22 protein-coding genes and 1 pseudogene are annotated in these 21103 nt (G+C 74.5%); 19 read left to right on the forward strand and 4 right to left on the reverse strand.

Going from position 1 to position 21103, the window contains the following annotated elements; all coding sequences use genetic code 11:
* Positions 1-41: 41 nt before the first annotated feature.
* Complete coding sequence (locus OO57_RS24945) at positions 42-293, forward strand: UBP-type zinc finger domain-containing protein (RefSeq protein WP_033254905.1); 252 nt, start codon at positions 42-44, stop codon at positions 291-293.
* 149 nt (positions 294-442) lie between these two features.
* A complete protein-coding gene (locus OO57_RS24950) occupies positions 443-1624 on the forward strand; it encodes a spore photoproduct lyase family protein (RefSeq protein ID WP_033254881.1) in 1182 nt (393 codons plus the stop codon).
* Here the strand turns inward: OO57_RS24950 and OO57_RS24955 are convergent.
* Positions 1612-2151 carry a hypothetical protein gene (locus OO57_RS24955; protein WP_033254882.1) on the reverse strand — a complete coding sequence of 180 codons (540 nt, stop codon included), beginning with the start codon at positions 2149-2151 and terminating at the stop codon, positions 1612-1614. The two genes, OO57_RS24950 and OO57_RS24955, sit on opposite strands and share 13 nt — an antisense overlap.
* Between OO57_RS24955 and OO57_RS24960 the strand changes: the two genes are divergently transcribed.
* The gene (locus tag OO57_RS24960) at positions 2150-3271 is read left to right on the forward strand and encodes a YihY/virulence factor BrkB family protein (protein ID WP_418909912.1); all 1122 of its coding nucleotides are present in this window, start codon (positions 2150-2152) and stop codon (positions 3269-3271) included. The two genes, OO57_RS24955 and OO57_RS24960, sit on opposite strands and share 2 nt — an antisense overlap.
* Before the next feature lie 743 nt (positions 3272-4014).
* Here the strand turns inward: OO57_RS24960 and OO57_RS24965 are convergent.
* A complete protein-coding gene (locus OO57_RS24965) occupies positions 4015-4251 on the reverse strand; it encodes an amphi-Trp domain-containing protein (protein WP_081973939.1) in 237 nt (78 codons plus the stop codon).
* A 242-nt stretch (positions 4252-4493) separates the two neighbouring features.
* Between OO57_RS24965 and OO57_RS24970 the strand changes: the two genes are divergently transcribed.
* The 10 genes from OO57_RS24970 (at position 4494) to OO57_RS25015 (ending at position 14803) form a co-directional block, all read left to right on the forward strand.
* A complete protein-coding gene (locus OO57_RS24970) occupies positions 4494-4973 on the forward strand; it encodes a DUF6325 family protein (RefSeq protein ID WP_234337492.1) in 480 nt (159 codons plus the stop codon).
* A 37-nt stretch (positions 4974-5010) separates the two neighbouring features.
* Entirely contained in the window at positions 5011-5322 is a 312-nt protein-coding gene (locus OO57_RS24975; RefSeq protein WP_033254883.1) for an SHOCT domain-containing protein, read from the forward strand.
* Between the two features lie 140 nt (positions 5323-5462).
* Complete coding sequence (locus OO57_RS24980; protein ID WP_033254884.1) at positions 5463-5717, forward strand: hypothetical protein; 255 nt, start codon at positions 5463-5465, stop codon at positions 5715-5717.
* Complete coding sequence (locus OO57_RS24985) at positions 5714-5977, forward strand: hypothetical protein (RefSeq protein WP_033254885.1); 264 nt, start codon at positions 5714-5716, stop codon at positions 5975-5977. The genes OO57_RS24980 and OO57_RS24985 overlap by 4 nt, the downstream gene beginning before the upstream one ends.
* Positions 5978-6117: 140 nt before the next feature.
* Positions 6118-6525 (forward strand): hypothetical protein, encoded by a 408-nt coding sequence (locus tag OO57_RS24990; RefSeq protein ID WP_033254886.1) that lies wholly within the window; start codon positions 6118-6120, stop codon positions 6523-6525.
* A gap of 56 nt (positions 6526-6581) precedes the next feature.
* Positions 6582-8324 carry a S1 family peptidase gene (locus OO57_RS24995; RefSeq protein WP_081973940.1) on the forward strand — a complete coding sequence of 581 codons (1743 nt, stop codon included), beginning with the start codon at positions 6582-6584 and terminating at the stop codon, positions 8322-8324.
* 218 nt (positions 8325-8542) lie between these two features.
* Positions 8543-10666 (forward strand): serine/threonine-protein kinase, encoded by a 2124-nt coding sequence (locus OO57_RS25000; RefSeq protein ID WP_158715220.1) that lies wholly within the window; start codon positions 8543-8545, stop codon positions 10664-10666.
* Positions 10667-10719: 53 nt separating this feature from the next.
* Entirely contained in the window at positions 10720-12231 is a 1512-nt protein-coding gene (locus OO57_RS25005) for a vWA domain-containing protein (RefSeq protein WP_051778213.1), read from the forward strand.
* Between the two features lie 56 nt (positions 12232-12287).
* The gene (locus OO57_RS25010; protein ID WP_158715221.1) at positions 12288-13370 is read left to right on the forward strand and encodes a hypothetical protein; all 1083 of its coding nucleotides are present in this window, start codon (positions 12288-12290) and stop codon (positions 13368-13370) included.
* On the forward strand, positions 13370-14803 hold the full coding sequence (locus tag OO57_RS25015; RefSeq protein ID WP_051778214.1) for an ABC transporter substrate-binding protein: 1434 nt from the start codon (positions 13370-13372) through the stop codon (positions 14801-14803). The genes OO57_RS25010 and OO57_RS25015 overlap by 1 nt, the downstream gene beginning before the upstream one ends.
* A gap of 86 nt (positions 14804-14889) precedes the next feature.
* On the opposite strand, the gene OO57_RS39790 is transcribed toward OO57_RS25015, so the two are convergent.
* Complete coding sequence (locus OO57_RS39790; protein WP_051778215.1) at positions 14890-15507, reverse strand: RICIN domain-containing protein; 618 nt, start codon at positions 15505-15507, stop codon at positions 14890-14892.
* A 257-nt stretch (positions 15508-15764) separates the two neighbouring features.
* Between OO57_RS39790 and OO57_RS25025 the strand changes: the two genes are divergently transcribed.
* Both OO57_RS25025 and OO57_RS41450 read left to right on the forward strand, forming a co-directional pair.
* On the forward strand, positions 15765-16115 hold the full coding sequence (locus OO57_RS25025; protein WP_033254889.1) for a PRC-barrel domain-containing protein: 351 nt from the start codon (positions 15765-15767) through the stop codon (positions 16113-16115).
* 197 nt (positions 16116-16312) lie between these two features.
* Positions 16313-16648, forward strand: a complete 336-nt coding sequence (locus tag OO57_RS41450) for a hypothetical protein (RefSeq protein WP_081973943.1) — start codon at positions 16313-16315, stop codon at positions 16646-16648.
* Positions 16649-17093: 445 nt separating this feature from the next.
* On the opposite strand, the pseudogene OO57_RS47425 reads toward OO57_RS41450, so the two are convergent.
* A pseudogene (locus OO57_RS47425) lies at positions 17094-17357 on the reverse strand (helix-turn-helix domain-containing protein); the annotation flags it as partial.
* Between the two features lie 11 nt (positions 17358-17368).
* Here OO57_RS47425 and OO57_RS39795 point away from each other — a divergent pair.
* The 4 genes from OO57_RS39795 to OO57_RS25050 all read left to right on the forward strand — a co-directional run bounded on the left by OO57_RS39795 (position 17369) and on the right by OO57_RS25050 (position 20942).
* Positions 17369-17773: a hypothetical protein gene (locus OO57_RS39795; RefSeq protein ID WP_051778216.1), complete on the forward strand. Its 405-nt coding sequence runs from the start codon at positions 17369-17371 to the stop codon at positions 17771-17773.
* A 572-nt stretch (positions 17774-18345) separates the two neighbouring features.
* Entirely contained in the window at positions 18346-20136 is a 1791-nt protein-coding gene (locus OO57_RS25040) for a SpoIIE family protein phosphatase (protein WP_158715223.1), read from the forward strand.
* Between the two features lie 55 nt (positions 20137-20191).
* Entirely contained in the window at positions 20192-20449 is a 258-nt protein-coding gene (locus OO57_RS25045; protein ID WP_033254892.1) for a helix-turn-helix domain-containing protein, read from the forward strand.
* Between the two features lie 301 nt (positions 20450-20750).
* Complete coding sequence (locus tag OO57_RS25050) at positions 20751-20942, forward strand: antitoxin (protein ID WP_033254893.1); 192 nt, start codon at positions 20751-20753, stop codon at positions 20940-20942.
* Positions 20943-21103: the final 161 nt, after the last annotated feature.

Here is a 21103-nt window from a genome sequence, read left to right on the forward strand (position 1 = left end):
CGGTCGACCGGGGACTCGTCGTCCAGCCGGTCTGCCACCACCTGGACGGAATCCGGGAAGCGCCCGCCCCTTCGAGCACCGGCTGCGAGGACTGCCTGCGGGAGGGCAGCACCTGGGTGCACCTGCGCGCGTGCCTCAGCTGCGGACACGTCGGCTGCTGCGACAGCTCCCCCCGGCAGCACGCCCACCGTCACGCCCACGCCGCCGACGGCCACCCCGTCGCCCGGTCGCTCCAGCCCGGCGAGCACTGGGCCTGGTGCTACACCGACGAACTCTTCCTGCTCCCCGCCTGACAGCACGGCGGAACCCCCGCAGCCGCGGCCGCGGAGCGGCTGCGCGGAACTGCCCGCCCGCGGACGGACACCCCTCCCGGCAGGCCGGGAGCCCCGTGCCCCCGCCTTCCCGGCCCGGCCGCCGGGCGCCCGTCCGTACACTGGTGGGCATGCGACAGCGCCCCGGAGGGCCGGGAGACGGGGCCGAGGGCCTGTTCGACCTGGACGAGCTCGCGGCCGCCCAGGCACCGGCCGCCGAGGGGGCCGACCGGCCGTTCCGCGACGGGGAGCAGGCGCGCAGGCTGCTCGACGTGGCCGAGATCTACGCCGAACCCGCGGCCGCGCGCTCCTGGCGGGGCCGGCAGGTCCTCGCCCGCTTCCCCCGCGCGCGGCTCGTCGAGACGGACTCCCACTGGCGCATCCCCGACCTGCACGGCAACGCGGGCAACGTGGAACGCTGGGTGCGGATCAAACGCGGCACCCTGGTCCTCGGCGAGCGCAAGTCCTTCGGCGTCCGCCCCAACGGACGGTCGGCCGACTGGATCGCCCCGGCCCTCTCCAACGGCTGCGCCATGGCCTGCGCCTACTGCTACGTCCCGCGCCGCAAGGGCTTCGCCAACCCGATCACCGTCTTCACCAACGTCGAGCGCGTCCTCGCCGCCCTGGAACGGCACGTCGCGGCCACCGGCCCCAAGCGCGAGCCCAACCAGTGCGACGAGCACGCCTGGGTCTACGACATCGGGGAGAACGGCGACTGCTCGGTCGACGACCTGATCAGCGACAACACCGCCGACCTGGTCCGGGCCTTCCGCCGCCTGCCCACCGCCAAGGCGTCCTTCGCCACCAAGTTCGTCAACCCCGACCTGCTGCGACTCGACCCCCGGGGCCGCACCCGCATCCGGTTCTCCCTGATGCCGCCCGACGACTCCCGGCACCTCGACATCCGCACCAGCCCGGTCCAGGAACGCCTCGCGGCCGCCGCCGACTTCCTGGACGCCGGCTACGAAGTGCACTTCAACCTCTCCCCGGTGGTCATCCGCCCGGGCTGGGAGCGCGACTGGGACGAACTGCTGCGCGCCATGGACGACACGCTCCCGGGCCGGGTCAAGGACCAGGCCGCCGCGGAGATCATCATGCTCACGCACAACCAGGACCTGCACGAGGTCAACCTCGGCTGGCACCCCCGCGCCGAGGAGGTCCTGTGGCGGGAGGACCTCCAGCAGCCCAAGCGCTCCGAGAACGGCAGCTGGAACGTGCGCTACCGCACCGGCGTCAAGGCGTCCGCCGTCGAGGCGCTGCGCGCGCTGATCCAGGCCCGCGCCCCGTGGCTACGGGTGCGCTACGCCTTCTGAGCACCGCCCCGCCCGGCCCGGACGGCGTCCTCCAACGCGTCGGCCAGGACGTCCAGCTCGGGGACGAAGTCGCCGCCGACCGTGCCCGCCATCGCCGCGGCCAGCGCGCACGCCGCCACCAGCGCCAGGCGCTCGGTGCCGGTCAGCTCGGGCAGCGTCTGCGCGTCCCGGCCGTAGTGGTAGACCGGACCGATCGCCCACGACGCGAGCAGGTGGTAGCGGCTGCCGCCGTCCAGGGCCGCGCCGTCCCCGCCGGGCACGATCGCCGCCCCGGTGGCCCGCTCCAACGCCGTGGCCGTGCGCAGCAGGGCCCGGCGGTGGGCCTGCTCCGACTGCCGCCCGGCCAGCGCCCGCACCCAGGCCGCGGACCGCTCCCCGGCCCCGCGCGCCCGCGCCAGCGCCCGTCGCTCCTGCAGGTCCGGCTCGTACCGGCCGCCCCCGCCGTCGTCCGGGGCGCTCGGTGCGCTCGGTGCGCTCGGGGCGGGAGCGGGGAAGCGGCCGGTGACGACCACGCCGTGGGTGTCCATGGCCTGTCCAACCCCGTACCGGCCCTCCGGGTCACGCCCGTTCCCGGACGGACGCGCACGCGACGACCCCCGTGCCGTTTGGAGGCGCGCGGAGCGGGAAGCCGGTCCGGGCGGCCGCTCGGACGCGTTCGGCTCTCTCGGCGGGTGGGGGTTCGCGGTGGTCCGGTCGGCGGGCGGGAGGAGACGGTGGGGGCGGGCGCTGCGGCGCACGCCGCTGAGGATGTGGAACGACGACGTCACGGACTTCGCGGCGGCGCTGACGTACTACGCGGTCCTGGCGATCCTCCCGGCCCTGCTGGCCACGGTGGTGGGATTCGCGCTGATCAGCCCGGCGGCGGCCCGGGAGGCCGCGGTGCAACTCGCGGGGCTGGTACCGGGCCAGGCCGGGACGGAACTGGGCGAGGTGCTGACCCAGGCGCTGGGCGGCAGTTCGGCCGGGTGGACGCTGACGGCGGCGGGCACCGGCAGCGCACTGTGGTCGTGCTGCAGCTACCTGGCGGTCTTCCGGCGGGCGCTGCACCGGATGCACGGCACCAGCGACTGCCGCTCCCCGCTGCGCAAGGCCCCGCGGATCGTGCTGACCGCGGCCGTGCTGCTGGTGCTGCTGGCCGTCAGCGCCCTGGCACTGATCCTGAGCGGCCCGGCCGCGGAGGGGGCGGGCCGGGTGCTGCACCTGGGCGGGACGGCCCCGCTGGTGTGGTCGGTGGTGCGCTGGCCCGTGCTGGCGGCGGTCGCGGCGGCGCTGGTGCTGGTCGTCTTCCGGACCGGCCCCGAACCGGCGTGGCGCCGCTGGGGCAGCCTGCCGGGCGGTGTCCTGGCAGCAGCGCTCTGGCTGGCCTTCTCGGCGGGCTTCGCGCTGTACACCGGCGTCCTCGGCACCTACAGCCGCCTGTACGGTTCGCTGGCGGGGACGGTGGTGTTCCTGGTCTGGCTGTGGCTCTCCAACCTGGCGCTGCTGGCGGGCGCGCAGTTCACGGCGGAACTGCACCGCGCCGCCGCCGGGCGGTCCGGCCCCTCCGGCCCCTCCGGGCCCGCTGCGGAACCGCCCGGGGGCGGCCCGCACGCTCCAGCACCCGCAGACGCCGAAGCCGCCGCAGCCCGGAACGGCGAGCAGGTGTAGTCCCTCCCCGCGGCCCACCCGCGTGCCCCGCCCCGCCCCGTCCCGTCCCGTCCCGTCCCGGACAGGAGGCGTCGCCCACGCGGACCCGCTGACGGCCCCGGCGAACGCGTACCGGTTGCCGGGCCGCGGCAGCCCGCAGGGCTCGCGCAGGATCGGCAGCACCTCCGCCACGAACACCTCCGGCCCGTACGCGTGCCGCCGCAGGAACCCGGGCAACCGCACGGCGACCCCCGTCGGCACCGCCCCGCGTACTCGGCCCTCGGCAGGTGCCCGGAGCCCTCGGCGGGTGCCCGGACGCCACGACCCGCCCGCGCAGATCCGTCAGCGAGAAGGTCGGCCGCGGCAGGGCGACGTGCACGCCCGCCGCGACGTGGTGCGGCGTGTTGATGTCGAGCGGAGTGCGCGGCCGCCCCGGCCGCCGGGCCGACCCCTTCGCGAGCAGACCGGCCGCGTACCGCGACACGGCGGCAGCCCCGTCCGGCCCGCAGCAACGGGCCCGGCAGCAACGGGCCTGGCAGCAACGGGCCTGGCAACAAGCGCTGGCAGCACGGGAGTTCATCTGTCGGGCGTCGGCCACGGGACGGCGTGGTAGCCCGGGAACCACGGGCTACCTGCAACGGGGACAGCGCGACGACCTCGTGCGCCGGATGCTCGCAAGCCCGGCGCGACCGGTCAACGGACCGCCGTCACAGCGGCATGGCACTTCGCTGACACCCCCTGCCTCCTCCCCCCACTACTCGGGACTACTCGGGCGACCCCGTGCGCCACGACATCTCGACCTCCAACTCGATCTCGTCGCCGTCCAGTTCGACCTCGATCTCGGTGTGCAGTTCGTCAGGGATGCGCACGGTCAGCTTGCCGGGCCCGAGCTCCAGTTCCGCCTGGCCGCCCCGCCTGATCGCGGCGGCCAACGCCTCCAACTGGTCGGCGGCTTCGGCGCGAGACAGCGCGCGCTTCTGCGTGAACTCAAGGTCTTTCACAGCAACCCTCCCGGTCGCACGAGGACACCGAACCTTCCCCGCCATCTTCAGGCCTCCCCCGGCAAAGGGCGCGGGGAGCGCACACCACCGGCCCCGACTCCGCTCCGGCTCCGTTCCGGTGCCGCCGGGCGGCGAGCGAACGTGCGCGTTAGCGTGGGACCGGACCGAGACCGGGCACCTCCCGGGCCTCGGCCCCGGTCGCGCTACCGGCGGCCGGACGACGTCTTCCTCCTGGAGCTGACGTGAACGACCGATCCCACGACCTGGAAGAGTCGGAAGAGTTGGAAGAGCTCGGCCCGGTCGACTACCTGGTGATCTCCTTCCCGGGCAGTCGGTTCACCGGCGAAGGCCTCCCGCTGCTCATCGACCTGGTCGACCGCGCGATCATCCGCATCCTGGACCTCACCTTCCTGCGCAAGGACGACGACGGAACGGTCGGAGCCGTCCAGATCGCCGACCTCACCGGCGACGGCCGCCTCGACCTCGCCGTCTTCGACGGCGCCTCCTCGGGCCTGCTGGGCGACACCGACCTCGCCGAGGCGGGCGCGCTCCTGGAGCCGGGCGACAGCGCCGCCGTCCTGCTCTACGAGAACCGGTGGGCAGCGCCCCTGGCCACCGCCCTGCGCCGAGCCGACGCCCGGATGATCGCCAGCGGACGCGTCCCGCTGCAGGACCTCGTCGACGTCCTCGACACGATCGATTCCCCCGGCCCGTCGAGCTGACCCGCCCGCTGCCGCCCCGTCCCCCAGGAGGAAGCACATGCCCGGACTGCTCCGCGGAATGGCCCGCACCGCCGTCGTCGCCGGCACCGCCACCGCCGTCTCGAACAGGGTCTCCCGCCGCCAAGCCGGCCGCTGGGCCCAGCAGGACACCGCCTACGTGCAGCAGGCCCCCGCCGCCGCCCCTGCCCCCGCCCCCGTCGCCGCGCCCGTCCCGCCCGCGCCCGCCGCGGCTTCGCCGACCATGGACCAGAAACTGGAGCAGCTCCAGCAACTGGCGGCACTCAAGGAACAGGGCATCCTCACCGACGACGAACTGGCCGCCCAGAAGGCCCGCATCCTCTCGGGCTGAGACCGCGGGCCGCCCACCGACGTCCCCCTTCGGAACCCCGGCCCCGGAGGGGGAGCGGCGCCCCCGGGAGTCTCGGCCCCGGACGTCTCGGCCCCGGACGTTCCTGCCCCGGCGGGCGCCGGGGACCGTACCATCAGGACATGACCGTCGAGCTGACGACCCATCTGGACGACGACCTCGTGGCCCACCTGCACGCCGAGGCGCAGCGCGCGGGCGTCGACCTCGACACCCACCTCGGCCGGGTGCTCGCGGCCGACTACCGGGCCGCGCACGGCAGCCGGGAGGAGCGGGCCGCCCGGGCCCGGGCGCTGGCCGCCGCCGCGGTCCACGAGTGGAACGGCGCCGGCCGGCCGGAGGGCGGCGGGGTCGACTTCGAGGACGTCTTCGGCCGGTGAGCGGTTTCCCCTTCCGCGCCCGGCTCTCCGGCGAGGTGGCCGGCCTGGTGCGCGGCACCCTGGGCGTCCAGCAGTGCAAGGAGCTCCAGGGCGCCCTGGAGCAGGCCATGGGAGACCCCTGGTCGTGGCCGCCCAGCGACCGCGAGGACCTGGACGACACCGTCCGGCAGATCGTGCTCCCGGACCTGATCGTCCACTACGTGGTCCTGCCGGACCCGCCCGTCCCGCACCTGTGGGTCATCGCCCTCACCGTCCTGTAGCCCGGCCCCGGCCCCGGCGGTGTCGGCTCGTCGGCGCCGCCGGTCCGGCCCTCACCGCTGCGGGGAGAACCTGGCCGCCGTTCAGGTGAACCGGTCCCGCCCCGTCCCCCCGCACCGTGCGGCGGGCGTTGGATCAGGGCATGGACGACACCGCCATCCCCGCCGCCCGACCCGCCCCCGGGGCGGGCACCCGCCCGGAGACGCCCCCGTGCGTCTGGTGCGGCAAACCCGTCCCCGAAGCCGGTCGCCGGGGGACCCGCCCCAAGTACTGCGGCCAGTCGTGTCGCCAGCGCGCCTACGAGGCCCGCCGCGAACGGCGCCACACGGCCGCGGCCCTCGGCCTGTCCACCGGCCCCGCCCCCGAATCCGTCGCGCGCGCAGAGAGCGCCGCGGCCGCGCTGGCCGACGCGGCACGCGTGCTCCTGGAGATCGCCTGCACGCCGGACGGGCTCCCCGCGACCGCCGTCCTGTCCGCCGCGGAGAGCACCGGCATCCTGGAGGCGCTCCTGCGCGTGGTCACCGGCCGCCCTCCGGCCGCTGGCAAATGATCCGATAGTGCTAACTGATTGTCCGTCAAATAACTTCCGGGGTAACGTTTTTCGCCATGGGGCGGGAGGATCCTTGGCTGGCGCGCATCGAGGACATGCAGGGGCGCGTGCACGGTGCCGGGACGATGCTGGACGGCGAGTACGTGCTGACGTGCGCGCACGTGGTCGAGGAGGCCGTCGACGCCGGTCAGGGGGCCGGTCGCGAGGTCCGGGTCCGGATCGCGGGGCGCCCTGACGAGGCCTACCCGGCGACCGTCGTCGAGAGCTGCTGGCAGCCGCCGCTGCCGGAGCAGCGCGGGGACGTGGCGGTCCTCGCCCTGCGGTCCGCGGTGCCGGGGGCGCCGCGGGCGAGGATCCGGCGGACCTGGCAGCACGACGAGATCGTGCGGATCTTCGGCTTTCCGGCGGGGACCGACAACGGCCAGACGGTCAGTGCGAAGATCGCCTCGTACGACTTCAGCGGGGAGCGGGTGCAGCTCGACGCGGTGACGGAACAGCGCGTCGACCGCGGGTTCAGCGGTGCGGCGGCGCTCGCCGCGAACGGTGAGATCCTCGGCGTGATCGCGGTCGTCCGGGCGCCGCTCGCCGAGAGCAGCTGGATGATCGCGGTCCGGACGCTGTACAAGTACGCGAGCGCGGTGCTCGACGGGCATCTGGCGAGCCGCCCCTCCCAGGTGGCGTCGGGTGATTGGCCGTCACCGCGGGGCCCGGAGGTCCTGGCCGACCCGGTGCAGCTCGCGCTGACCCGGCACCTGGTCGGCTGGCTGGCTTCCGGTGGGCCGGGCGGGGTGTGTGCGATCGGCGGCGGCGGCGCGGTCGCACTGACGTCCCGCCTGGTGGGCCTGACGGTGCCGGGCTACCGCCGGGCGGCTCCCGACGAAACCGTCAGCGGTGCCCCGCCGGGCACCGTCCCGCAGTTGGGCGAGGTGGACGCCGCCGTCGACGCGACCGGGCTGACGACGGAGCAGGTCGCCGGGCAGCTCGCGGAGAGCCTGGGCCTGCTGAGCGACCGCGTCACCGACGACCTCTCCCACCGGTTGCAGGAGCTGGGCTCGCCGGTGGTCGTCGTGGTGAACGCGGTCGACCTGGCGGCCGACCCCGGCGAACTGCACTACCGGCTGCTCGAACCGATCGCCGCCCGGGCGCCGAGCATCGGCGTGCGCCTGCTGCTCGCCTACCACGGCGCCCCTCCGCGCTACGTCCGCAGTGCGGTCGCGGCGAGCCTCGCGCAGCCCGCCGTGCCCGCGCAGCCCGCCGTGCCCGTCCCGCCGGGCCGACCGCCCGGCGGGACGGCGCAGTTCGGCCACCGGCTGGAGCGGCTCGAACGGTCGGTCGAGGAGGTCGAGTCGGCCGAGCGCGACGCCCGGGCGCGCCGTGACCACGTCGCACCGCGGATCCTCGGCACGCCGCCGCCGCAGGTCGCCGCCGCGGCCGCGCTCACGGTCCGCCTGCGGGTGCTGCGGGACACCGGTTCGGCCGCCACGGGGTCCGCCCCCGGAGGGAGGCGGCCGGGGGAGCTCGACGCCTGCGAGGAGGCGGCCGCCCGGGCGCTCGCGCGGGCCCGGCGCCTGCACGCCGAGTGCACGGCCCTGCTCGCCCGGCGCGACCGGGCCCGGGGGCGGCTGGACGCCTACCGCTCGGAGGCCGCGGCGCACGGCCTGATCGAGGAACTGGGCGGTCCGTACGAGGCGGCCCGGCGGCTGCTCTACAGCGGCGGATGCGACCTGCCGCTCGCCGAGCTCCGGGTCGAGGAGTACCACCGGGCCGTCCGGCGCGAGATCGACGGGAGACGGACGTGAACCGGTGCAACCGCCCCGGCTGCGGCGGCGAACGCGACGCGACCGGCTACTGCCGGCGCTGCCTGCTCCCGCCCCTGGCGGCCGCGCCGACGGGCGGCCACCAGCCTCCGACCGGGCGGCGGGCCCCGGGGCCTCCGGGGCCGACGGGCACGGGCCGGGGTGCCGGGCCGACGGGCACGGGCCGCGCCGGCGCCCCGTCCGCGCACCGTGCGGAGCCCGTGCAGCCGCCGCGCCCGTCCGGTGACGGCCCCTGGTGGGGGCTGGGCCTCGTCACGCAGCCGACGATCGCCGGACCGGAGCCGCACGAGGCGGTCCGGGCCGCGCCGCGGATCCCGGAGGAGCGCAGGCTCTGCCCCGCCTGCCGCCGCCCCGTGGGCACGGGCCTCGACGGCCAGCCCAACCTGCTGGAGGGGCGCTGCCCGTACGACGGAACGGCCTACTCGTTCGTGCCGAGGCTCAGCCGGGGCGAGCTGCTGGCGGACCGCTACCGGGTCGAGGGCTGCATCGGGCACGGCGGCTTCGGCTGGGTCTACCTCGCCCACGACGAGCGCCTGAACAACCGCCCGGTGGCGCTCAAGGGCCTGATCGACGCGGAGGACCCCGCGCGGGTCGAGGAGGCCGCCGAGGAGAAGCGGTTCCTGATCGAGCTCAGGCACGACGACATCGTCGACATCTACGACTTCGTGACGCACGAGCCGGCGGGCGGCTCCCGGCACGGCTACCACGGCTACCTGGTGATGGAGTACGTGCCCGGGTACTCGCTGGAGCGCCCGGAACTGTTCGGCCGGCTGGAGACCGAACAGGTCATCGGCCACGTCCTGAGCGTGCTCCGGGCGTTCCAGTACCTCCACGACCGCCGGTACCTGTTCTGCGACCTGAAGCCCAGCAACCTGATGGTGCACGGCTCCCGGATCAAGCTGATCGACCTCGGCGCGGTGCGCGAGGCCGGGAGGCCGGGCAGCGGGGCGTACTCGGAGGACTACATGGCCCCGGAGCTGATGGTCACCGGGCCCACCGTCGCCACCGACGTCCACACGGTCGGCCGGACCCTGGAGTCGCTCTTCGGGTGGTACGCCGACGACCCCGGTGCTGCCCGTTTCGCCCCGCTGCGCCAGCTCATCGACCGCGCCACCAACGCCGATCCGCAACTGCGCTTCGGATCGGCCGCCGAGATGGCAGGCCAGTTGAGCGGCGTGCTGCGCGAGCTGGTCTCCGTCCGGGACGGCGCCCAGTACACCGCGCCGTCGCTGCTCTTCACCCGCTCCACCACGCTGCTCGACCCCGGGCCCGGGACGGTACCGCCACTGGAGCGGTGGACCGGCACCGCGGCGCGGCGGGCGGCGGTCGAGGGCAGCTGCCGTCCGCTCTCCGCCGCTCCGCCCGCGCCGGCCACGGCAGCGGCCAGGCTGCCCGAACCGCTGGTCGACGCCCGTGACCCCGCCGCCGGGTTCCTCAGGGCGTCGGTCAGTGCCGACCCGGCTGTCGCGCTCTCCCAGCTCGCCTCCTACGTCGACGCGGCCCCGGCAGCCGCCCGCACCCCCTCGCCCGGGGTCGAGCTGCTGCGCTGCCGCCTGCACCTGCGGCTCGACGACCTCGAAGCGGCGCGCACCGCGCTCGACCAGGCGAGGAGCCTGCTGCGGCCCGGGTGGCGGCTCAACTGGCACGAGGGGCTGATGGCCCTGGCCGAGCAGCAGTTCGGCGGCGCCGAGAAGATGTTCACCGCCTGCCAACGGATGCTGCCGGGCGAACTCGCGCCGCGGCTCGCGCTGGCACTGTGCGCCGAGTACCGGGCGGGGAGCGACGAGGAACTCGACGCCGCAGCGGCCGCCTACCTGTCGGTGTGGCGGACCGACGGCTGGTACGAGAACGCGGCCTTCGGCCACGCCCGGACCAGGCTCCGCCGCGGCGACCGGGCCGGTGCGGTCTCGGTGCTGAGGCAGGTGCCCGACACCTCGCCGCACCACCGGGCGGCGCGGATCGCCGCACTGCGCACCCACACCGGGCGGCTCGGGGCGGGCCCCGGGGGCCTGCCCGGCCACGCGGACCTGGCCGAAGCCGAACAGGCCCTGGCCGCACTGCCGTTGGACGAACCCGAGCGGCGCCGGCTCGCCGTCCTGATCACGGAGGCCAGGCTCGACCGCCTGGTCACGCAGACCGGGCTCGACCGCCGACGCGGCCCGCGGCCGGACCCGGCCGCGCCCGACGACGGGGCCACGGAGCACGAGATCCGGTCGGCGCTGGAGAAGGAGTACCGGGCGTTCGCCCAGTGGGCACCGGACGAGAACCGGCACACCGTGCTCGTCGACCTGGCCAACGCCGTGAGACCGGTCACCGCCCGGTGAACCCGCAGGGCCGACGCAACGTCAACCTCTCGCTAAGGACGGGGAACCGGCACATGCGCGAAGCGCCGAGAGTCACCCTCGAGGCCAACTACGACAGGTACCGCTCCCTGGACGAACGCGAGGTGCACGTCTACCTCAGCGTGGCCGCGGGCACCGCGCCCGGCTCCCCGGCGGGCCCCGCGGGGGACCCGCCGGGCCCCCCGGGCGACGTGGGGTTCGCCGAGGTCGTCCTGCTGGACCAGTCGGGGTCGATGAGCGTCCCGCGCACCAAGCTCCAGCGGGCCAAGGAGGCGAGCTGCGCCGCCATCGACACCCTGCGCGAGGGAACCCGCTTCGCGGTGGTCGCCGGCACCCACGAGGCGAGCATGGTCTATCCCCGGGAGTCCTTCCTCGCTCCGGCGAACGCCGTCACCCGCGCGGAGGCGAAGCAGGCCGTCAACCGGATCGCCCCCGGCGCCCAGGGCACCGTCATCGGCGCCTGGCTCGACAAGGCCCGGGAACTGCTCGAACCGCACCGCGACCTGATCTGCCACGTGCTCCTGCTCACTGACGGGCGCAACGAGCACCAGGGCCGGTCCGCGCGGTCGATGGAGGCCGTGCTCGCCGACTGCCGTTCCGTGTTCACCTGCGACGCCCGCGGCATCGGCGCGGACTGGGACCCCGCCGAGCTGAGGCGGATCGCCGAGGAGCTCCGGGGCACCGCGGACGCGGTCCCCGACCTGGCCGACCTGGCCCCCGACTTCCGCGCGCTGGTCCGCACCGCCATGGGCCGCACACTGCCCGACCTGGCCCTGCGGGTGCGCTGCGCCCCGGGGGTGTCGGTCTCGGTCCTGGAACAGGCCTATCCGGCGGTGGCCGACCTGCTGGGCCACCGCCGCCCGCTGGCCGGGGCGGCCGTGACCGACTACCCGACCGGTCCGTGGAGCAGCGAGGCGCGCCGGTTCGTCGCGACCTTCACCGTGTCCGGCGAGCGGAGGGCCGGTGCCGATGCGGAGACCCTGGCCTCCGTGGAGGTGGTCGTCGGTGCGATCGGCACCGAACGGGCCACCCCGGTCAGCCCGGTGGAGGTGGTCACCGCGCGCTGGCTCGACCAGTCGGCTCCGGAGACCGTCATCGGCGCCGACCGGCACCGCCACGAACAGGAGAAGGAGCTGTACGCGCTCAGGTGGCGGGGCGGGGCGCTGCTGCGCCAGGGGGACTCCCGCGGGGCGTGCGCGGCCTGGGGCCGGGCGGTGGCCCTGGCGACGGAGCTGCGCAACGAGGACGCGCTGCGGCGGCTGGGCAAGGTCGTCCGGATCGAGGACGCCGCCCGCGGCCTGGTCAGCCTGCTGCCGGATACGGACCCGGACTACGTCCTGCAGGCCATGATGGGCACGGTCACCAGCAGCTCGTACGGCCCCTCGCGCAGCCCGGCGCCGCGCGCCGACCCGCCGCCGGGGCGGCCGTCGGTCCCGGGGCCCGCCTGCCCGAAGTGCCGGCGGGTCTCGGTGGCCGGCGCGCGGTACTGCGAGAACCTCGCGTGCGACCACGAGTTCATCGGCGGCGCACCGGCGGTGGGCGAATGACGGCCTCCGGCGCGCCGGCGCCCGAGCCGGTGGCGGACGAACCGGCGACACCCTCCATGACCGCGCGCACCCTGCGCCGCCTGCGCGCGGCACTGGTGACGGGCAGCCTGCTGACCGGGGCCCTGTGCCTGCTGGTCTCCGGCCGGGCCCACAGCGGGACGGACGCCGTCGGCGGGCGGGCCGCCCCCGCACTGCTGCGGGCCGAGGCCGCCTACGGTGCGCTCGCGGACGCCCAACGCGTGGCGGTGCACGGCTTCCTCCAGGGCACCGTGGTCCTGGGCGGGCTCGGCGACCAGTACCAGAACGACATCGCCGCGATCAACCAGAACCTCGCGGAACTGGCCGGGTACAACGTCGCGGGCCCGGCCGGCACCAGCGACCTGCAACTCGTCGAAGGGCTCGTCGTCGCCTACAACGCCGAGATCGAGCAGGCCGCCGCCGACTACCAGCAGACCGGCGAGCTCACCCGCGCCCTGCCGGCCCTGTGGTACGCCACCCTCCAGTACCGGGAGATCTCGGGCGCGCTGGACCGGCTGCGGACGCAGGGCCGCGCGACCCTGGCCGCCCAGCGCGGCTCGGCCTGGCTGGCGGGCACCACGGACCTGCTGTTCCTGGTGCCGTTCGTGCTGGTGCTGGTGCTGTTCGCGCGGACGCAGTTCGTGCTGCGCCGCCGGTTCCGGCGCCGGTCGAGCACCTGGCTGACGGCCGCCGTGCTCGCCCTCGCCGCGGCGGTCCTGTGGTGCGGCCAGTCGCTGCACACCTCGCACGGACACCTGCGCTCGGCCCTGGACGGCCCGTTCGTCGAAGCGGTCACCCTGGCGCAGCAGCAGGCGGGCCGGTCTGCTGCCGCGGCCGGCGAGGACTTGTTCGCCGTCGTCGCGCAGGCCTGCCCGGCTGCCAGCAGGTCCTGCGGGACCGGTCTGACGGCGCCGCCGCCCGGGCCCGCGGCGGGCGGGACGGCGGAAGGAGGCCGCCGGCCGGGGCAGGCGGTGGCCGAGTTCACGGACGGGGTCGCCGAAGCGGACGCCGCCTCCTCCCGGCGTGCGGCTGTCGTCACGCTGCTGGCTCTGGCCGCAGCCGCGGCGTCGGCCCGTGCGCTGAACCCGCGCATCGACGAGTACCGGTTCGGGGGCCGGTGATGCGGCAGCAGCGCCGGACGGCCCTCCGGCTCCTCCTGGTCCTCACCCTGCTGGCGGCGTCCGCCTCCTGCCTCGGGGGTCCGTCCGACCGGAGCGTCCTGACCGTCCTGACACCCTGGACCGCCGGAGCCGAGCAGGAGGCCTTCCAGGCGGTCATCGATGCCTTCGAGGCGGACAACCCCGGCATCACCGTCCACGCGTCCCCCACCCGGGCGCTCGACCAGGTGCTGCGGGCCGGTGTGCAGAAGGGCGAGGAGCCGGATCTGGCGGTCATGGCGAATCCCGGGGCGCTGCGTTCCTACGCGCAGCAGCAGGTCCTGGTTCCGTTGGACGGTTTCCGGGACGGGGCGTTGGGCAGGGGGCTCGTCGAGTTGCTGGAGTCCGACTACGACCCCCAGTGGTACCGGCTCGGGCAGGCGGGTACGGAGCACCCGTACGCCGTCGTCGTCAAAGCCTCCGTCAAGAGCCTGATCTGGTACGACCGCCGGCAGCTCGACGCCCGGTCGATCGACAGCTGGGAGGGCCTGGTCGGCGTCGGCCGGTCGATGGTCCGGCGCGGCGAGACGCCCTGGTGCCTGGCCGTGGCGGACCCGCCCAACTCGGGGTGGCCCGGTACCGACTGGATCGAGGACATCCTGCTGCACCAGTCGGGAGCCGACGCGTACACGGCCTGGGTCGACGGCCGGCTCAAGTGGACGTCCCCGCAGGTCAGCGCGGCCTGGCAGGAGTGGGGCCGGAGCGTCACCGCCCAGGGCGCGGTGTACGGCGGCCCGCTGACCGCGCTCCTGACCAGCTACGGCGAGGGGGCCTACCCGCTCTTCACCGCACCGCCCGGCTGCCACCTCGGGCACGGCGCCCTCGTCACCCCGGACCCCGCGGCCCGTACCGGGCCCCTCCCGGGGGAGGACTACGACTTCGTCCCGTTCCCCGACCTCGGGCCGGTATCCGCACCGGTGTCCGCACCGGCACCGGCCCCGGCGTACGAGGTGTCGGGGGACCTCGTCGCGATGTTCCGCGACTCGCCCGGGGCGGAGAAGTTCATGGCCTTCCTCGCCAGCCGGAAGGCCCAGCGGATCTGGCCGCAGCACCAGCCGGAGGCGGCCTTCTCCGCCAACCGCACCGTCACGCAGGCGCTGTCGCGGGAGGCGCCCGGCAGCATCGCCGGCCGGATCAACGGGCTGCTGGCCTCGCCCGCCACCTTGTGCTTCGACGCCTCGGACAGCATGCCCAGCACCATGGCGGCCGCGTTCAACCACGCGGTGCTCGACTACCTGAACGACCCGGCCCAGCTTCCGGCGATCCTCACCGGTTTGGACAGGGCCCAGGCCGACGCCTACCCGCAACCGACCCGGAGCTCCGTCTGCCCCGCTTCCTCCCCTTCCTCCCCCTCCTCCTCCCCTCCCTCTCCGAGCACCGCGGCACGGCCCCGGTAGCGCGCGGCGGGCGTTCGGGGCCGGGGCCCTTCCCCGCTCCACGGTCGTCGCCGTTGCGGGGGGATGTCTTGCCGGGCGGGCGTCGCTCAGAAGCCCAGTTTCCAGTCCTGGAAGTTGGAGCTGCAGAAGTTCGGGGGGAGCGTCGCGGGCGGATCGGGGCGCCAGTCCGTGAAGGATATGTAGGGGTGGCCTCCTGTGGTGTCGGTCGGGGTGTCGGCGTCCAGGCACCGCTGGGTGATCCCGGGGTTCCAGGCGAAGCGCCAGGCGCTCCAGTCACCGTTGGACGGGAAGAGCAGCCAGTCCTTGGCGGGCAGCCAGGTATGCGTCCCGACCGCCGGCTGCCAGGAGCCGCAGGTGTCGCAGACGGGGTCGAGGTAGCGCTGGGTCTGCACGTTCTGGAGTCGCACCGTGGCCCACTCGTTCTCGGCATGGGTCACGATGATGATCCGCCACTGCTGGTACTGGCCCCCGTTGCACGGGATCGTGTAGACCTCGTTCTTGTCGTTGGCGTCCAGGCACCGGCCCTGCGCCCAGCTGCGGATGATCCCGGTGTACCAGACGTCACCGGGCCGGTCCCCGGCCTGGGCAGGAGTCGCGGCGACGCCGGCCGTGGCCGTGAAGGCGGCCAGGGCCGTCAGTGCGGACGCCAGGCGGGCGGCTGCCCGGCGGTGTCGGCCCAGTCGTGTCCGTAGGCGATTCAACATCCTCGATCCTTCCGTGGGCGGATTGCGGCCCGAGCAGGCCGAAGACGGCCGTCGCCTTCAGGAAATTGACGGACCGTCAGCAGAAACGCTAGCGAACCGTTCAAGTGGAGCGAATCCGTTCTCAGCGGATGAGACGACCACCGGCCGGGCCCCCCGACCCCGCCCGCGACGGAACAGGTGTGGCATGTCTCCCCGGAGACCGGGCAGGCGGCCCCCTGTACGGAGAACGAGGCACACCGAGAACGAGGAGGCAGCGAATGACTGAGGCCATGTGGGGCTACGAGGGCGCCGAGGGCTACGCTGCGGGCGCCGACCTGACCGGGTACCGGGTCGAGGCGAGCGACGGGCACATCGGCAAGGTCGACAAGCACACCGTGGACGTCGGCGCGGGCTACATCGTGGTCGACACCGGCCCGTGGATCTTCGGCCGCGAGGTGCTCCTCCCGGCGGGCACCATCACCCGGGTCGACGACGCGGAGAAGACGGTGTGGGTCAACCGCACCCAGGACGAGGTGAAGAACTCCCCGGAGTACGACAAGGACAAGCACGCCGATGACCCGGCCTACCGCAACCAGGTCGGCGGCTACTACGGCGGCACCGCCATCTGATCCGTCGTACCCAGGCCGTCGGGGCCCCGCGTCCGAGGACGCGGGGCCCCGACGTTGCGCGCCGCGGCGGTGACGCGGCCGTACCGCTGCTCGGATTCGGCCCAGACGGCGCGCCGGTCACTGCGCGAAGTGCGTGCGGGCATCACGCCGGAACGAGCAGGGGTGTGCCCCGCGGCCCGGCACGCGACCATGGCCGGATGGCGAAGAACGAGCACGTCGAACGCACCCCTGACGGCCGCTACATCGTGATCAGCGGCCGACGCTGGCGGGCGACCGATCCCGAACTACCAGACGAGGTCCGGGAGCAACTGACCCGTCACCTCATGGCGGCCCGCCGGGCGCTCGCCCTCATCGGCGACGACCGAGATGCGATGCAGGCCGCCCGGGCCCGGGTCCAGCTCGCCAAAGTCGGTCTGGGCGAACGGGGCGCTCCCTGGTGGGAGCAGACCCTCCCACAACGCCGCCACCGTTGGGAGAGCAGCCTGCGTGCCCTGGACGAGGCCCCCGACCCACACCGACCAGGCGCACCGTGACGCGGCACTGCGACGCGGCGCCGTGACACGGCGCCGTACCGCGTTCCGGGGCAGCGCCCTCGACCGACCGGCCGCCGACCCGTTCCCGTTGTCCGCTCGCACGGCCGTAGCTCAAGCTGCTGCGCCACGTGCCGCCGGGCATCCTCCGGGCCCGTGCCGTCGCGGGGATCTGCGGCGGGTGCCAGGCGCTTTCGAGGCGCTCCCTCCGGGAACGGTCGAGTGCACCGTCCAGTTCGAGATGTCCAGGCAATCCTTGGTCGCAGCGGTCGGCGGCGAGGCGTGCAGGTCCACCCGGGTGACCTCGGGGTGATTCACCCTGACCCCCTTGAACCGGTAGCTGCCCTGCTGAAACCTGAACAGGTCCGGCGGCAAGCCGCCGGTACCCCTCGCCCACCGCAGCCCGACCCTGGCGATTCGCGTCCCCGCGCCCGTGGGCTTTCGGCCGTCCCGACGGCACGGCGTCACGTAGGCCCTCCACCCCGCCGGCAACGAACCGCCCGCGCCACTTGCGAACGGTGTTCACGCCGACCTCCAACTCCCGGGCGACAGCCCCATCGGTGAACCCGTCCGCTGCCGTGAGCACGATCCGGGCCCGCAGCGCCGCCCGTACTTCGGACTCGGCCGAAGCCACCGCCCGTACCAGCCGCTCGCACACCGCCTTCCCCAGCACCACCGCAACTGCCGTCCCTGCCTGCTGCCCACCACGCACGACTAACGATCATGGCGAGCCGACGCCACGCCCGGCAGGACGGGGCCGCGCCGAAGAACCCGCCGGAATCGATGCAGCACCACCTGCGCCAGCGCCTGAACTCCCACGCCCGTGAGCGATGGCCGCAGGTGAACGCCGTCACGATCCGCTTCCGTGCCGGATTCGCCTACGCGGCAGCCGAGTCGCCCGGCGGACAGAGTCTCCCGCTGTGTCGCCTGCCCTTCACCGGCGTGCTGCACACCTGGGGCGTCGCGCTTTACCTGGCCGACAGCGACGGCCGGGTGGCCGTCTACGAGGGCTGCTTCCTCGGCGATGCCACCACCCAGCAGGCCGCCCTCCACTCGGTCGGCTGGAGGCCCGTCGGCCCGGAGGCGTTCCACGACCTGATGGTGAAGTTGGCCGCGTCGAGCTCGTAGTCTCGTAGACTCGTAGAGGAGTTCACCCTCCAGCGGTCCGTCGGGGTCGAGCACGATCTCCCGGGACAGGGTCCGCTCGACGGCCCGCGCGTAGCGCTCCAGGCCCTGCCGGTTGTCCTCGTCGTCCTGGCGCTCGGCCGGCGTCCGGGCCAGGCCGCGGTGCGCACGCCCGTGGCGGCGGCCTCGGCGATCGCCCCCGTTCCGGCCGCTCAGACCGTCGTAGTCCGGCTCGCCGCCGAACAGGATCAGGTCGAGGGTGCTGGTGGTGCTCACCCGTGCTCGACCGGCCCCGCCGCCGGTCACGGCCGGGCGGGACAGCCTGCCGGACAAGGAGCGTCAGTGCCTGGGGCTCGCCGCGCCCGGCGGGCGACGGCCAGCTCCTCACCGCCCAGCGCGCCGCCGCCGACCAAGCCCGCCGCCCCGCCTGCGCCCGCTGCGCCGCGAAGGCCACCGACGAGCGGCGGGTCGGGCCACCGGCTTGATGATCGGCCCGTGGATCGGGGCGGTCGGGGTAGAGTCTGTCAACTGTGTTGACATCGTCGTGATCCGGCGATGCGCCCGCTGTGAGATTGGTGCGAGGACTCGTGGACCGCTTCGCCCGCTTGGCCGCCAGCGTGCTGGCCGCACCCAAGGCGGTCGTCGCGGTGCTGGCCGGCCCGGCTGACGCCGACGTGCTCGAGTGCTGGCCGCCGGAGCATTCACCGGCAGAGCCCTGGCACGCGGCGCTGCGTCGGCACGTAGCACGCACCGGTGAGCTGTTGATGGTGGACGACCTCACCCGATGGGCGGCCGACGGTCACGCGGCCGCGCCGGACGGCGCCGAAGGGGCCTTCGCCGCCGCCCCCCTGTACGGCGCGCGGGGCGAGTGCCTGGGGGTCATGGCCGTCCACGACCCCCGCCCGCGGGCCTGGAGCGGCCACAACCGCCAGGATCTGGAGGACCTGGCCGGCGTGTGCGCGGCGGAGCTGCGGCTCCGGGTGAGCATGCGGGGCGCCAACGAGGCGCACCACGGCGCGCAGGAGGCCCTCGAAGAGGCGCAGGCGTTCACCGGAGCGGCCAGGGCGAGCGAGCGGAAACTGCGGATCCAACTGGAGCGCTCCGAACTGCTGCTGCGGGCGGCCGAACTACTCGGCAACACCTTGGGCCTGGACCAGGTGCGCACCACGGTGAGCGACCTGGTCAGCGGGGACCTGAAACCGGCGTACGTGGGGCTGGTCCTGCTCGGGGACGACGACAAGCTGCGGCGCGCCGTCGACACCACCATCGGGCCGGTGCCCCTGGAGGAACAGGTCCCCCTGTACGCCCTGACCGACGGGTGGCCCACCGCGCAGGCCGCGCGGGACAACCGCGTGGTCAGCGTCCCCGACCGCCAGACACTCGTCGACCACTACGATCCGCACACCGTGGTCGTCTTCGACCAGATGGGCCTGCACTCGGCCGTGTGCGTGCCCCTGCCCGGCACCCGCCGCCCCACCCTGGGCACGCTGGTGGCCGCCTGGGACGAACCGCACGAGACCGACATCCACGAACGCGCCGTCCTGACGGTGATCGCCGGATACACCGCACTGGCGGTCGAACGGGCCCTGCACCTGGACGAGCGCACCAGCGTCGCACGCCAACTCCAGCAGGCCATGCTCACCGACCTCCCCCGCACGCCGGGACTCGAACTCGCCGCCCTCTACCGGCCCGCCGCCCACCACGACATGGTCGGCGGGGACTGGTACGACGCCTACCCCATCCTTCCGCACCTGACCGCGGTCGGCGGGCGCAGGCCGCTGGCCGTCACCGTGGGCGACATCACCGGACACGACACGCACGCCACCACCCTGATGGGCCAGGCCCGCAGCATGCTGCGGCAGGCCGACGTGGACTGCGGGGGAAGCCCCGCGGACGCCCTCGTCTCCTTCGAACGCGCCAACGACCAGCTGCACACCCGCATCAGCGGCACCCTCGTCCACGCCCACCTGCACCCCCGCCCCCACGGTGCGTGGCTGCTGCGCTGGACCAACGCCGGCCACCCCTCCCCGCAGCTCGTCCACCCGAACCGCGACACCGAACGCCTCACCGAGCACGGCCTGCTGCTCTACCCCGGCCTGGCCCTGCCCGAAGGCCGTCGCGTCCACGAACGCCTGCTGGAGCCGGGCTCCGTCCTGCTCCTCTACACCGACGGCTTGGTCGAACACCGCGGCCGCGACCTCGAACAGGGCATCGACCGCGCCGCCGCGCTCCTGGCCCGGGCCGTCGCCGACCACACCCCGCTGCCGCAGGCCCTCGACCTGCTGGCCGACACCCTGGCCGGCCCCGACCACGATGACGACGTCGTCCTGCTCGCCCTGCGCGTCACGGGCCAAGGCGTAGGGTAGGTAGGCCTGCGCGGGCGCGGCCCCCCTTCGCCCCTGGCACAACGGAAGGCCGCCCGTGCCCGACCCGACCCCCTGGAGCGCGGCCGTCGACCGCACCGCCCAACACCTCACCGATCTGTGCGACCAGCTCAAGGACGCCCCCGTCCACGACCGCCTGCACTCACTGGCCACCCTCAACGCCGCCTTCGCCGACCTCCACCACTGCGCGCAGCGCGAAGCCGTCGCCGCCGCCCGCTCCCAGGGCTGGACCCTGCGCCGCATCGCCGCGGTCCTGAACTGCTCCCACGAGCAGGTCCGCCTCCTGGCCCCCTGACCCCGCCCGCCTAGAACAGACCTTCCTCACCGGCCGACGCGGCGCTCAAGCGAAGAGCAGCGCCCCATGAATTGCGGCCGCCGCGTCGAAGCCGCCACCCTCCGCCCCGCCGACGCCCTCACCCTGCTGCACCGGCACTCGGGCAGGATCTCGCCACCCACCTTGCAGCGCACCGGGTCCTACCCGTGCGGGTGTGAACCGGCGGCGCATGCGGCAGGGCAGGATCCCGCGGATGCGGAGGCGGCCGCGGGGGGTGATCCTGAGATCCACTGCTGACGAACCGGCTCTGAGGAGTGCTGACATGTCGGTCATGGACAAGCTGAAGCAAATGCTCAAGGGCCACGAGGACCAGGCTTCGCGGGGGATCGACAAGGCGGGGGACTTCGCTGACGAGAAGACCCAGGGCAAGTACAACGGCCAGGTGGACACGGCACAGGACAAGCTCAAGGAACAGCTGGGCAACGAGGGAACGCAGGACAACCCGCCGCAGTAGCTGAGACTCCTGGACGGCTTGCCGCCTGAACGGTAGGCGAGCCGTCCCCTCGCGTCCCTTGCCCGTACCCCGCGGCCCGGCGCGCCGATCGGCTCGGCCGACACCGGGAGCGGTGGGGCGGTCAGATAGCGGATAGCCTCCGCAGTATCGGCGAACCCGCC

It is taken from the genome of Kitasatospora phosalacinea (genome assembly GCF_000717185.1).
GTDB lineage: Bacteria > Actinomycetota > Actinomycetes > Streptomycetales > Streptomycetaceae > Kitasatospora > Kitasatospora phosalacinea_A.